General features: G+C 53.2%; 13 protein-coding genes and 2 pseudogenes. 7 read left to right on the top strand and 8 right to left on the bottom strand.

Going from position 1 to position 13,044, the window contains the following annotated elements:
• The first annotated feature begins 1,450 nt into the window (after positions 1 to 1,450).
• From QQL85_RS24000 to QQL85_RS23990, 3 genes and pseudogenes are all read left to right on the top strand, one after another.
• Positions 1,451 to 2,146 carry a 3-oxoacid CoA-transferase subunit A gene (locus QQL85_RS24000; protein ID WP_026020319.1) on the top strand — a complete coding sequence of 232 codons (696 nt, stop codon included), beginning with the start codon at positions 1,451 to 1,453 and terminating at the stop codon, positions 2,144 to 2,146.
• Positions 2,147 to 2,154: 8 nt separating this feature from the next.
• Complete coding sequence (locus QQL85_RS23995) at positions 2,155 to 2,796, top strand: 3-oxoacid CoA-transferase subunit B (protein WP_284356850.1); 642 nt, start codon at positions 2,155 to 2,157, stop codon at positions 2,794 to 2,796.
• Positions 2,797 to 3,287: 491 nt separating this feature from the next.
• Positions 3,288 to 3,505 (top strand): annotated as a pseudogene (locus QQL85_RS23990) (hypothetical protein); the annotation flags it as partial.
• A gap of 134 nt (positions 3,506 to 3,639) precedes the next feature.
• Here QQL85_RS23990 and QQL85_RS23985 read toward each other — a convergent pair.
• From QQL85_RS23985 to QQL85_RS23975, 4 genes are all read right to left on the bottom strand, one after another.
• Positions 3,640 to 4,074 (bottom strand): hypothetical protein, encoded by a 435-nt coding sequence (locus QQL85_RS23985; RefSeq protein ID WP_284356851.1) that lies wholly within the window; start codon positions 4,072 to 4,074, stop codon positions 3,640 to 3,642.
• Positions 4,075 to 4,266: 192 nt separating this feature from the next.
• On the bottom strand, positions 4,267 to 5,193 hold the full coding sequence (locus tag QQL85_RS23980) for a hypothetical protein (protein ID WP_284356852.1): 927 nt from the start codon (positions 5,191 to 5,193) through the stop codon (positions 4,267 to 4,269).
• Between the two features lie 31 nt (positions 5,194 to 5,224).
• Positions 5,225 to 5,473: a DUF4113 domain-containing protein gene (locus QQL85_RS26670; protein ID WP_349816511.1), complete on the bottom strand. Its 249-nt coding sequence runs from the start codon at positions 5,471 to 5,473 to the stop codon at positions 5,225 to 5,227.
• Entirely contained in the window at positions 5,436 to 6,569 is a 1,134-nt protein-coding gene (locus QQL85_RS23975) for a hypothetical protein (RefSeq protein WP_284356853.1), read from the bottom strand. The genes QQL85_RS26670 and QQL85_RS23975 overlap by 38 nt, the downstream gene beginning before the upstream one ends.
• A gap of 107 nt (positions 6,570 to 6,676) precedes the next feature.
• On the opposite strand from QQL85_RS23975, the pseudogene QQL85_RS23970 reads away from it, so the two are divergent.
• Positions 6,677 to 6,962 (top strand): annotated as a pseudogene (locus QQL85_RS23970) (hypothetical protein); the annotation flags it as partial.
• Here the strand turns inward: QQL85_RS23970 and arfB are convergent.
• Together arfB and QQL85_RS23960 are read right to left on the bottom strand one after the other, a co-directional pair.
• Positions 6,931 to 7,344, bottom strand: coding sequence for an alternative ribosome rescue aminoacyl-tRNA hydrolase ArfB (gene arfB / locus QQL85_RS23965; protein ID WP_264233343.1), 414 nt, complete (start codon positions 7,342 to 7,344; stop codon positions 6,931 to 6,933). The pseudogene QQL85_RS23970 and the gene arfB sit on opposite strands and share 32 nt — an antisense overlap.
• Before the next feature lie 100 nt (positions 7,345 to 7,444).
• On the bottom strand, positions 7,445 to 7,624 hold the full coding sequence (locus QQL85_RS23960) for a hypothetical protein (protein WP_284356854.1): 180 nt from the start codon (positions 7,622 to 7,624) through the stop codon (positions 7,445 to 7,447).
• 210 nt (positions 7,625 to 7,834) lie between these two features.
• Between QQL85_RS23960 and QQL85_RS23955 the strand changes: the two genes are divergently transcribed.
• From QQL85_RS23955 to QQL85_RS23945, 3 genes are all read left to right on the top strand, one after another.
• Complete coding sequence (locus QQL85_RS23955; protein WP_284356855.1) at positions 7,835 to 8,419, top strand: class I SAM-dependent methyltransferase; 585 nt, start codon at positions 7,835 to 7,837, stop codon at positions 8,417 to 8,419.
• Between the two features lie 858 nt (positions 8,420 to 9,277).
• On the top strand, positions 9,278 to 9,748 hold the full coding sequence (locus QQL85_RS23950; protein ID WP_284356856.1) for a hypothetical protein: 471 nt from the start codon (positions 9,278 to 9,280) through the stop codon (positions 9,746 to 9,748).
• On the top strand, positions 9,715 to 10,323 hold the full coding sequence (locus QQL85_RS23945) for a pentapeptide repeat-containing protein (protein WP_284356857.1): 609 nt from the start codon (positions 9,715 to 9,717) through the stop codon (positions 10,321 to 10,323). Before QQL85_RS23950 ends, QQL85_RS23945 begins: the two co-directional genes overlap by 34 nt.
• Before the next feature lie 142 nt (positions 10,324 to 10,465).
• On the opposite strand, the gene QQL85_RS23940 is transcribed toward QQL85_RS23945, so the two are convergent.
• Positions 10,466 to 11,254, bottom strand: coding sequence for a hypothetical protein (locus QQL85_RS23940; RefSeq protein WP_284356858.1), 789 nt, complete (start codon positions 11,252 to 11,254; stop codon positions 10,466 to 10,468).
• A gap of 621 nt (positions 11,255 to 11,875) precedes the next feature.
• Positions 11,876 to 12,961, bottom strand: a complete 1,086-nt coding sequence (locus tag QQL85_RS23935) for a lipase family protein (RefSeq protein ID WP_284356859.1) — start codon at positions 12,959 to 12,961, stop codon at positions 11,876 to 11,878.
• Between the last annotated feature and the right edge of the window lie 83 nt (positions 12,962 to 13,044).

Below are 13,044 nucleotides of genomic sequence, written 5' to 3'. Positions count from 1 at the left end.
GTAGTTGCAGCCGAATAACCCCGCCATGATCGCCCCATAGGGTTTCATCAACCCGTAGCTCAGCGAGCGGCGTCGGTAGACCTCCTCCAGATCGGCCTCGCACATCATGCCCCAGCGGTCGGGCGAGCCCGGCAACTGGAACGTTACGCCTTTGCCGACCACGGGCACATGGCGATAGTCCGAATAACCGGGGTAGGTCACGAACAGGTTGGCACCGCGCCTGATTGTTTCCCGCACGCCGGGGTGAAGTGCGCGCGTAGAAGGGTCGGTGAAGCGCAGTTCCAGTTCGGTATGGCGCTGCACCTGCACGGTGGTCCAGGGCGTGTGCACACCGCTCTTGAGGTTTTCGCCGTGGGTGAAGGTGCCGTCCTCGAAGCGCGAGCGCGACAAGGCCGTACCGGGCTGGATCGCCGGGTCGAAGCGCGACTGCGCCATGAACAGGTAGTTGTCGCCCGAGTCGGCGAAGATATGCCCCGCCTCGCGCTGGATCAGGTCGCCCAACACATCGTTGGGTACTCGACCGCACAGGCAGCCGAGGACTTTGCCCCCCACCTTCACGGGTTGGTAGAACATCAGTGTCACTTCATCGTGGAAGCGCGAAGACGACGGGCCGATGCGCAGGGTCAGCGGGTCGCTGTAGGGGCCGTGCAAGAACGGCGCTTTCAGCCCTTGGGCCAGCGCTGCGGTGTGTTCGCTTCGCGGCGTGCCGCGTTGTGGCCAGGTCGAAGCGATGACGCTACCAGCAGCATCGACCACAAACAATTCGGAAAAGTCGTCGGCCTGCGCCAGCTTGTCCCGCAGCAGCGTGCTGCAGGGTTGACCGAACACTGGCGCTAGCTGCTCCGCCAACTCGGCCAGATGCTCCCACTGTTCGCGCGTCCACTCATGCAGCAACTGCACGCGGGTCTGGGCGATGGCTTCGAAGGTTTTTTCAATCTGCGGATAGCTCGCCCGGTTCAGGCGGCACGCCCAGCCCATGCTGAACTTGCCGGTTTTGCCGAACCAGGGCAGCCAGCCCTTCTCGCGCGATGACAACTGCATGGAACCACTGGAAAGCGACATTATCTTCACCATACGCGACATCGGATGGCAATCTGATAGCAAGTCGCACGCCAACGCGGCAAGGGTGATTAATCGGCGATTTCGCGAGTTTTATGCACTCGATCAGTGCAGGAGCGAGAGAAGGAAGCGCAGGGCGCACCAGCGAGGGGCAACAATGAAGGGATCACGCGTTCAACAGGAAGGTGGCAAATAGACTGCGGAACTGCTCGCAGATCGCACAACAGTTCGATAATCGCACGAATTCAGCCAAACCCTCTCTACTGTTGCCCTATCTTGCGGCACGCTATAGCGAAAGTCAGCAAACATTTTCAAGCGCTGACAGGCCCATCGCTTCACGCGCTCCGGCCAACCCGACAACCACAACTCCAGGAACAACCAGGAGCTCGCCTTGATCAATAAAACGTACGAGTCCATCGCCAGCGCGGTGGAAGGGATCACCGACGGTTCGACCATCATGGTCGGTGGCTTTGGCACGGCCGGCATGCCGTCCGAGCTGATCGATGGCCTGATCGCCACCGGTGCCCGCGACCTGACCATCATCAGCAACAACGCCGGCAACGGCGAGATCGGCCTGGCCGCCCTGCTCATGGCAGGCAGCGTGCGCAAGGTGGTCTGCTCGTTCCCGCGCCAGTCCGACTCTTACGTGTTCGACGAACTGTACCGCGCCGGCAAGATCGAGCTGGAAGTGGTACCACAAGGCAACCTGGCCGAGCGCATCCGCGCAGCGGGTTCGGGCATCGGTGCGTTCTTCTCGCCTACCGGTTATGGCACCCTGCTGGCTGAAGGCAAGGAAACCCGCGAGATCGACGGCCGCATGTACGTTCTGGAAATGCCGCTGCACGCCGACTTCGCACTGATCAAGGCGCACAAGGGTGACCGTTGGGGCAACCTGACCTACCGCAAGGCCGCCCGCAACTTCGGCCCGATCATGGCCATGGCCGCCAAGACCGCCATCGCCCAGGTCGACCAGGTTGTCGAACTTGGTGAACTGGACCCGGAACACATCATCACCCCGGGTATCTTCGTCCAGCGCGTGGTCGCCGTTACCGGTGCTGCCGCTTCTTCGATCGCCAACGCTGTCTGAGGCCTGCCATGACCATCACCAAAAAGCTCTCCCGCACCGAGATGGCCCAACGCGTGGCCGCAGACATCCAGGAAGGTGCCTATGTAAACCTGGGCATTGGCGCACCCACCCTGGTGGCCAACTACCTGGGCGACAAGGAAGTGTTCCTGCACAGCGAAAACGGCCTGCTGGGCATGGGCCCAAGCCCTGCGCCGGGCGAAGAAGACGATGACCTGATCAACGCCGGCAAGCAGCATGTGACCCTGCTGACGGGTGGTGCGTTCTTCCACCATGCCGACTCGTTCTCGATGATGCGCGGCGGCCACCTGGACATCGCTGTACTCGGCGCCTTCCAGGTGTCGGTGAAGGGCGATCTGGCCAACTGGCACACAGGCGCCGAAGGCTCGATCCCGGCCGTAGGCGGCGCAATGGACCTGGCCACCGGCGCCCGCCAAGTGTTCGTGATGATGGACCACCTGACCAAGAGCGGCGAAAGCAAGCTGGTGCCTGAGTGCACCTATCCGCTGACCGGTATTGGTTGCGTGAGCCGTATCTACACCGACCTGGCCGTGCTGGAAGTGACGCCTGAAGGGCTGAAAGTGGTCGAGATCTGTGCGGATATCGACTTTGACGAGCTGCAGAAGCTGAGTGGTGTGCCGCTGATCAAGTGATATTTTGCCCATCGCCCCTACAGGTGATGCACCAGCCTTGAAAGCGGTGCAATACCTGAGGGAGCTGGCTTGCCTGCGATGGGCTGCGCAGCAGCCCCCATGGCCCCAACCAGCAACCACAATCTCAAGCCCCCATCATTTCAGCCCGCGACCACAGCAGGCTACCCCATCCCAAATGATGTCGATTTGCGTCGAAAAATCAGAATCGTTCGCTATCTTGTAGGGCATTTCCCAAAGATACTGTTGCCGCCTATTTTCCGTTGAGGGTGCCCTGCTTGGGCCTCTAGTCTGAGCCTGTCGCTGCTCATCAGCGACACGGCTTTGACGGGCCGTGATGGTTTGAGTTGTGGCACCTCGTTATGGCGGCTGTACATACAGGCACGCTTGCGTGCGCCGGAGCTTCTCAATTCCGCCGGTCCGTCAACCTATGTACAGCTGCCACCCTTCTGCTTGACGGCTGACAGGTGGCAGCGCCAACAGGGAATTGAACAATGTTGAAAATGGTCCCCGATCCACCCCACATCCTCCACTCCCTCGAAGACACCATCATCCAAGCCGCGGAACATGCCGTCTGCGCGCTCGCCATTTCGCAACAAGCGATGCTGATGCAGCCCAAGTCACCTTCAGCGGTCCTGATGATGGGACACCCCATGAGCTTGAGTCCCTGTGTTTGTTGCTTGAGTCCGCATTGATTGTAAGCACTCCATCGACAAAGCAGAGCTCATCTGCTACTAGACGATCAGAGGTCAATCAACTCTTAGCACTTACAGATAAATCTCTAGAAGAATATCCCAGCTGACGAACCTTGAACCCGCCAGATGGCGGATTGAGCGTTGGAGAAACTCAGTTTTCTTGCTCTGTTTGAAACTCTTCAGCCTCACGAGTAATTCCATAACACTCAGAGTCAAAGGATTCAAATAAAGCCCCAAAATCACGAATCATTAGTTGTCTATGTGCAACATAGAAAACGTTACCGATCATAATCTCCCTCTTATCGTCCCCATAACCGGAGACCATAAGATTTACACTCATAGTCGCATCATCTAAGGCTTTGAGGTCTGGACACAAGCTTAGCTTATGAGCTACAAACTCGTCGGAATAGCCTGCAGACTCACTTTTGACATGTTCATAATATTTCGGACCTGCACACTCACGCGCCCAGCTAATCCATCTAAAGCAAAAATACTCCAGAAGATCATTGTTCACCACTCCATGTGTAAACTGGACCATTGGAATGCCAAATGCTTTACTCAAAATTGCTTCAATCTGCTCAGACACAATCCGCCACCCCTAAATAAGATCAAAAATATAGAATAATACAAAGCGAACCATATCCTGCGTGGTGCCGTATTGGCAAATTAAGGCTATTGCACCCCAACTTTTTATTGCAAAGCGCCCGTATTGAATAGAAGTATCGCCCTGAACTTTCTGCCGTAACACTCAACACAGAGCGCCTCAAAATTCGATCACTCACGAACGCTTGTTAATCAACCACTCCACCAGGCCAGAATTTACGACAAGACAAGCAACTCGGCTCAAATCCCATAAGTGAATATCTTTTCGCTCATCAAGGACCGAGGGCAAATCTTCTCTGCATGTGTGATAGACAAAATACATCTCATCGAACTGCTCATATTCATCGTATGATTTTAGATAAAGCTCAAAATCGGATTTTGACGTGGAGGACTTTATCTGCACGAACGCCCGCTTTTGGGTGGCGGGGGAATACACGTCAAGGTCAATGTCTTTCTCCGTCTTGCCAAGCACAGAAAAACGCTGCCATCCGGATTTGGAAAAAATCAGGTCAATCAACAGCTCGAAATCGTGCCACCACAATCCTTTGATCAACTCTTCGACCTCATCCCTGAGCCGCTGCAAGGAGTCCTTGGCAGTCTGAACCTCATCAATCGTGTGGCCGTTGATTTTTTTGATTAGGTAATCTTGCATATCGACCGTGCAGATAGTTCCACGGAAGCCCTGCACCTTTGTGACTCGGCCATCAATATTCTCAACTCGCAGGGGCTTGCCGTAAATGTCACACGAGGACCACTGCCCAATCACTTCACGAATACGGCTCTGGTCAGATATCTCAATGACTTTCGTTTCAGCGAAGCACCAGTAGAGCCGTTTTTTGTAAAAGGTGATCCACAGGCAGCTATCATCAAGCTCGTAAAAAGCACGGATCTGATTCACTGAGCTTGTCGTTGGGCCTTCCTTACCCCCTCGAGCTTTCAACCAAAACTGCCTGACCGCATACCAGTTACCATCCAGTGAATCCTGGTGATGCGGGCTGTGATACCCAAGCCTGATGACTCCTTCCGCGATGCAAGAAGCCTCCCACTCACCGCCCTCACCGAGCTTGATGAACCGAACCTCTGTAGGGTTGATCTCTTGCAATTGAGCTTCCTTAAATGCTGCTGTGACAGCCTCAGCTCCGACAACCGATCAGTCGAAGCTCGTTCCAATTCGTGAGGTAGTTTGGGCTTCGGTAGCCCATTTTCATAGACCAGCCAGCCGCCTTAGTCACGCTTGCCGAACGAACCGATCCTCTTGCCCATCGGAGATTCATAGTGTCCCGCACCTCTATTAGCTCCGAGGTGCTTGTGCATGGCTGAGTAATAAACAGGGCACTCTCACGCTCAGAGATTTCTAGCGAGCAACAGGTTGAAAAGCTCATGTGTCTGCCTCAGCAATTCATACCCTTCGCCCTCTTCCGAAGAGTGCTTCAGAGCCGTGGATGCGGCACAGCACCCTACGTCAACTATCTGATCAACGAATTCTTTATTTTTTAGCTGCATCACGCCAATTCGGCTGCTGAAGGCGTCCATCAACGTAGCGTATGAGGGTTGCAGAAACCAAAAATCTTCATGTCTCATTCGGAAAAGGTTGAAATAAATCTGCTCCATGATTTCTAGGCCGGGCACAGCCTTGACCACATCAAACACTGCTGGGTCTTCTTTTGCACTTAAAACATATGCCATGAGGGAATCGCTCGCAGAACGGCCCATGGGAATATCGAAACCACTAAATTTCTCATTACCTGTGTAGAAGAGAAATGAGTTGAATATAGCTTTCGCAAGCTCGATAAACTCATTACTTGAGTAAATATTGATGAATGTTCTTTTCCCATTAAAGACAACATCACCATCATACGGCTCGTCAACCATACGAAGGTTGAGAGCAACACTGAGATCAATCAACAGCCCAATCAGCCTGCGACCGCCACTTCGATTCCAGTCAGGCGCTTTCGAAAAATCATCCAACTTACCTAATTGATAGCAGAGTTTGCCGAGGTAATTCTGCGCATTCAGAGAGCCATTAACTTCAGCAGTGAACTCTAAATTGATAGGACTGTTTCTGGGAAAAACTTTGCTGTAAAGCTCATCAGCATCCTCGAAAACAAATCTATTACCAAAAGCAGATTGAAGCTCACCCAACCGCTCCATGAAGTAGCGGCGATGATTCACATATTGCTCAAAGTTTACGGCAGCTAACTGCTTATCAGTAACCTCTTGCTGCTTCCTGTTTGAGTCCTGAATTTGCTTGTTTTGATGGGCCAGAAACATCAGCGTTGCCAAGGTAGCGCACGTTGAAGCCACCATGAACACCCCGCTCAACAGGGAACCAAAGCTCGACCATGGTCCATGGTCATGCGACACCGGCCCTAAGTTATACCAATAGGCAACCAAAATGATGACTGCTGGGCCTAACGCAGCGACGATAATCCATGGCAACGCGGAGCTGAACCAGTCATCCTTTTTACCAGAAGCCACACCAAATCCCTCTCAGCTACGTTCGATGACCGGATGCTGACAGATTGACCATCGCTACGCCAAATATCCGGTAAGAAAAAAGCCCTTTCAGGGCTTTGGAGCTCTCCACGCCCACCTCGACATCCTGGCTGAATCTGGTTGAGAGGTTTTTCTCAACGCTGAGCGAGAAGTGGATCAAGCGGCAGGCACATGTCAGCGTTAAGGATCTAGAGGCGTCGATTGAGCACTATCTGGAAACCTACAACCAAAACCCGAAGCCATTTTCGGTGGCACAAGAAGGCCGAGGACATCCTCGCCTCAGTCGCTCGCGCGGCGCGAGCGCTGGGCAAATTATTTTCTGCGGTATTTCTGAAACACCACACTAGAACTCGACCTTACCCCGACCCGCCTTGACAGTGCTCCGCCTGGCTTTACCTTCAAGGCGACGGGTTTTCGAACCTAGGGTCGGTTTGGTGGGCCGGCGTTTCTTCTCGGTCTTGCCGGCAGCGATGATCAACTCGGCAAGACGCGCCAGGGCGTCAGCACGGTTCTGCTCTTGGGTTCGGTACTGCTGGGCCTTGATGATCAACACGCCGTCGCCGGTGATGCGACTGTCGCGCAGCGCCAGCAGCCGCTCTTTGTAGAACTCGGGCAACGATGAAGCCGGGATGTCGAAGCGCAGGTGCACGGCGCTGGACACCTTGTTGACATTCTGCCCACCCGCACCTTGCGCACGGATGTAGGTCAGTTCGATTTCGGCATCCGGCAGATGCACGTTGTTGGAGATGGTCAGCATGACATGGCCCTTGTAATTGCACCCATTATCACCGCCTCTGCCGCTCTCCCATAGAACAACAGCATGTAAAGCGTGGTCGCCCGCGCTTTAGATGCAGTGCTTAAGATTGGACGTTGTTGCTGCGTGCACGCTGAAAGCGTGTAACCACAATTTGAACAGCACCGGCCACAAGGCACAGCACACCTATTTTCCAGCCCCCTTCCACGCCAAAGTTATCGGCGATCGTTCCTACGATCATCACGCTTACGAAGATGGCGGCGGGCAGGATCAGTTTGTTCATTTTGGTAATCCGAATGCGAGCGACAGAATGTGTGAAGAGGCACAGTCTACACAGAGACTGTCCCAGAGCTGGTCAGGATTTCGTAACCAGGCCGGTAATCTGTGGAAATACTCAAGCCGCCTAGCGGCAACCGCCAATGGGATACCATCTGCCATTCAGGCATTGCGGTCACCGCCCTGCACAAGATGGAAAGGTAAGGATGCTTTATCCATGACGAGCTGGAACGCTTTCTACGAACGCACAAACAGGCGCGCTCCCTCTCTGCTGCTCAGTTGCGCCATTGATCATGCCAAGCACCTACGCCCCCTGCATGCGGTAGACCTAGGGTGCGGTGCCGGTAATGAAACGCTGCAGATGATCCAGGCGGGCTGGCAGGTGCTGGCCATCGATAAAGAACCTGAGGCCATCGCTCGAACCGCCAACAAATGCTCAACGGTTGAGGCACGAATGCTGGACGCCAAGGTGGCAGACTTTGAGTACCTTGCCGAACTACCGCCGTCGAGCCTGATCCATGCAGGGCTTGCCCTTCCCTTTTGCCACCCTGGGCGATTCGATCACCTGTGGAATCTGATGTGCAAAGCGCTGGTTCCCGGAGGTGTCTTTGCAGGTCATTTCTTCGGGCTAAGGCACGGCTGGGCTAGACAGGGGCATATGTCGTTTCATAGCGTTGAAAATGTTCAGGCGCTTGCTACGCGGTTGGAAACCGTCCTGCTGCGCGAAACCGAATCAGCCATGGTCATCGATTCCGGAACGGTGAACTGGCATCGGATTGATGTGATTCTGCGCAAGGCATGATGCCGAAGCCCTGAGAAGATCTGGGCTTTTCTGGTCTTAACAGTCGTTGGCCTTGTTGGACTCGGGCCCTCTGTCTTCAGAGACTCATTTTACGGCCCAAAAACGCAAAAAGCCCTGAATAATCAGGGCTTTGAATATGGCGGAAGCGTAGAGATTCGAACCGTTATCCAAGGCCCTCCCCCTTTCCAGGGATTTTGGCGTTCTTAATCCCTTACCGCTAATGCCCGTTAAGCCTAACAAATCCGGGCCTTTTCCGCAATTGCTCAGTGGCGTGGCAAGCGTGCAGTCAGATGCATGCTTGCCCTATCGACTCCAGCTAGACGTACCCTCTCCAAGCTCGATAGCCCCCAGTGATGCGAGTCCGACTCAATGTGGAGCGCAACATCTAGGCAGGTAGACAAAGGACAAATAATGCCACTCCCTACGGTGGTTTTTTTGATCGAGGTAGCCAGCGCTCATACCTAACAGCGCCTACCGAGGTGGTCACTTTCCCCACTCCGTAGAATGGTTGGGCCTACCCTCAGGGCGATCCATGACGCCGAAATTTCGTCCCAAGAGCGATGAGCCACCGTAAGAATCGGGCTGCTGGATTACGAATGGATGTGATCATTGCAACGGTAGAGATCTTTCAAGACGTGAGGGCAATGGGCACGACCGATCTCCCCCTCAGGAACCTTCAGTTCCTGCAGCAGAGGTAGGGGTTTATGAGCGGCCCGAGCTAGCTGGGCGACGCCTTAGCGTATATGGCGGCTTGTGTGCTCACTAAGGTAGGATGATATCGGTTTGACATGCAGGCACTACGGTCGACTGCTTGCTTCAAGGGTTTACACAAGCTGAGCGCAAGGAGCAATGTAAAGGATGAAGGCAATACTTCCAAATGGTGAAGAGATTGATCCGACATACCACGGGGCGGGCTATCATGGAACTTCGCTAGATCCAGAGTACGTTTTTAAGCATGGCTTTACTGCCCGGGGATCAGACCGGAGATTGCTTGAACATGTACTCAACAATTCTCAGAGCGCTTTCAGAGGCACAACCGCTTCGGCAAACGTGTGCAGCGAAAACGCTCAAGGCGCAGTGTACTGGGCGGAGATCGATGGTTGGGTTTACGAAATCGTATCAGCCTGCTGGAACGTCGAAAAGGAGCTTGAGGGGCGAGTTCCTACCCCGTCCGGATATGGCAACAGCCCGCATAAAGGTGAGCTTGAAGCTGCCATTCCGGGGGAAGTAAGGCCACACCAGATCAGAATGGCTAGTAAAGTTATTGGAAAACACGGCAGATTGAGGGCGAGCGAATGGCATTTCAACAAAAGTTTCCGCAAGCCTTGATTGACCGGCTACGTGAGCGCTGGTCAACTGACAGGGCTCAACAAATCATTCAGCAAATCATTGAAGATCTGAGAAACAATGGTGAGACGTGGCCAGCCCTGATCAGAAATCTGTGGCCCGATAGCGAATTACCAATAACTGAAGCGTATGTCGCGGACTTGCGGGGAATCAACTTGGACAACATGGACTTATCCAAGTTAGATTTTTGCTTCGCAGATCTTCGATACGCTTCATTTAGAGGCTGTAATCTAAACAAAACAATTTTTCAGAGCGCCGACATAAGCCATTGCGACTTCACAGGCAGTAACATGCGAGCAGCTGATCTTTTCGAGGTGAAGGCATACAGGGCAAATTTCACATTTTGCACTCTCACCAAGGCCATGATGATGGGATCAGATTTCTCCGAAAGCACATTCAGAAAAGCTGTGATGCATGGCGTGGTACTAGATAAGAGTAACTTGAGCGGATGCTTCCTAACAGGGGCAGACCTAGCGGATGCCGAGCTGCTGTTCACCCAAATGCCCGAAGGGTTCAGGCTGGAACTGTACAAAGGCAAAGGCTTTGACATGAGTTAAAGGATAGCGGGTAAGCGTAAACCTTCAGCCCAACCTCGGGCGCAGGATCACAGTGGTGAATGGAGTCTACTTTTTTCTCCATTACCACTGCTAGAAAATCCGAATCTGGATGACAGTCGAGCATCCCTCCCGAATAGGTTTACTATTGGGGATTGAACACCCACTCCCCTTGGCTAGTGCTAACTACTACTTCTACGACATCACAACGTCTGTATTCAATGCTGTAGTTGTATGTGACTGTCTTACCGAAAGGTAAGCTTATAGGTTTCTTCGGATTGCCCACGGACTCAGAGCACTGGTTCCGATTTACTGTGACTTTGTTAATCACCAGCCCTTCTGTAACGCCAACAATATTCACTGTACGGTATGGTGCGCGGACTGAGCCATACTGGGACATTCTTTGGCCAATTTCAATTTTCACCGGTGGCGATTTTGGCTGAGTAGCGGCAACAGTAGTAGTGCCTTGCGATGCTGCCGGTGGGACGTTAAGGCCCACTAGCCCGGCTGACAGGAGGACGCTTGATGCCTTGATGGTTCCAGGTGTGCACTCATAGTGCCCAGTTTCCTTACCCAGCGAGTTCATCTGGCTGAAGTATGCTCTCTGCTTGTCTCCGTTCTTTTCATAGCCAACCGCTATAGCTCCCTCGATGTCTTCGTCGGTTCCGCGAAGAACGAAAGATTCCAAACCGTCAGCACTGCGATTGAGATACGTCTCAACCCCGCCGGTAGGCGCGTTGAGCTTAATTACGCTACCCCCTTCATCGGGATCGTCGCCAGGCGCTAAAAATTCAATGTATGCCGTATCACTCACGTGACTGAGAGTCATCACGTCTCCGCCATCAAGCGTACATTGAAGATCAATATTTGTGTTTGCCTGAGCAGCAGACATATATCCGGTGGCAAGCATTACGGCAGTCAGGGCTTTTTTCATAATTTTCCTTCCTTAGATTTTCGCGCTTTGTCAACGAGTTCCAAATTCCACAAGGCTAATCCGAAATCGTCGAATGATGGCCATTTGATACATCCATGCAAGTCTACGCCGAGCCGCTATTCAGATGGAAGACTTCCTGCACAAACGCAAGATGTTCCATTATTTCTGGCTAAAGCCAGCCGGCCTCTTCGAGCCGAAGCGGCGACGCCTCCTGCATCTCCTTCAGCGCTAAGAGTACATATGTACTTCGCCCTTGCTTGGGCGGGCTGAAGACCACAGCGCCTTCGGGGGAACGCGACAGCCCTCCAGACTTCATCACAACGTCTGGATTTCCTGGCCCGCGTCACCGCCTTATGTGAAGAACAGGTAGCGCCCCTGTGAAAGCACCCACTCGCCCTTGCCAAGTGCCTTCACCGGAGCGTGGGCTATTGAAGAGATTCTCGGTTGAAGCTAAGCCCTGCATTTACAGGGTTTCGTCTTTTCGAGCTTCGGCAATTCGCATATCCCCAAGTCGCCCGATGCGCAGGCACTCACTGCCTGATGAGCCAGTCCTCTAACCGTTACCAATTTACGATTTGAGTGATCAACAGAATCATAGATAAGTCTAGTTCGCTAGTTCGACTATTTCGATACTGCGCCAAAAACTGATACCTCAGGCTTCACTTCTTCCTCGTTTGCAAAACTCTCGGTATGGATTGTGCCTTTAGTCGCGCCCGCCACCTCTGCAAGCCGACAGGCGAAGAACTGACTGCCATGGTTGGACACCCCACCAGGCGTCACTTTCAAATTGAAACGCAAGTCCTTAACGTAAGAATCTCGTTTATTAGGGGGTGCAATTATGTTGATGGGCAAGCGTACATAGGCGAGAGCCTCGCCGTGCTCAAAGACTCTATCGATCTCCAACCCTTTAGTGTTTTCGTCTCGCGGTGGATTGGCCGTACTGAACCAGCCAGTCACTGGAGACGAGTTGAAGGCAATGACCTTGGACACTTTGACAGGATATGGTGCTGATCTGGGTAATGCATAAGCCAACTGCTGTGCCAAACCGCCGCCAAGAGAATGACCAACGGATGTGATTTTTACATTGGCTGGTAGTTTATGCTCTGCAATGCGCTGTTGTATCTCGGCCTCGAACTCCTTAGCTAACTCATTTTTAGTCACATCATATTGGTCTTCGCCTCTAAGCCATGTTGGAATGAACCACCTAGCGTTAGAGAACCAGTCCTGCCTCTGATCCGCTTCTGTACCCCGGAAGACTATGGCAACTTCAGTGGCTTTGTCAGTACCTTGGCCGCCTCGGTACTCCCAGACACTGAAGAACAGCTTCGCCTTTTCAGCTCGTTCAGCTAGCGGTTGTGAGGGGAATGCTGGCCAACCATACCACCCAGGTGTTGGTATCAACTGCTTGCTGTGCGGTTTACACGCTTGAGCAAAAGGCTCATCCACGGGGCCCTGATCGGCCTTCTGGTTGCTACCCGCAAGTTTTTGCTGGTAATCGGGCCAGGAGAGATTGTAGGCGTTTGCAGCGAGAGCAACATATGGCCAGTAGGTTTGGGCGTATTGAGCGAGCTCCGTCGGTTTATCATGAATGTCGTAACTGGAGTTGGCAGGCTCGCGAACCAAGACTGAGCCCTCCTCTTGAACCCAAACACTGCAACCCGTTTGCACCGCCACCAGCAAACAAAATCCTGTTTTTTTGAGATTCATTTCTCAGGCCTCAAGACATGATAGAATGCGGCTATTGACTTATAGCAAAACCCATTACCGTTATGCCCTCTCCTACTTTACAG

The sequence above is a fragment of the Pseudomonas putida genome, assembly GCF_030159595.1.
Taxonomy (GTDB): Bacteria; Pseudomonadota; Gammaproteobacteria; order Pseudomonadales; family Pseudomonadaceae; genus Aquipseudomonas; species Aquipseudomonas putida_AC.
The sequence above is the reverse complement of the archived record's forward strand: the minus strand, read 5'-3'. Positions and strand labels throughout refer to the sequence as shown.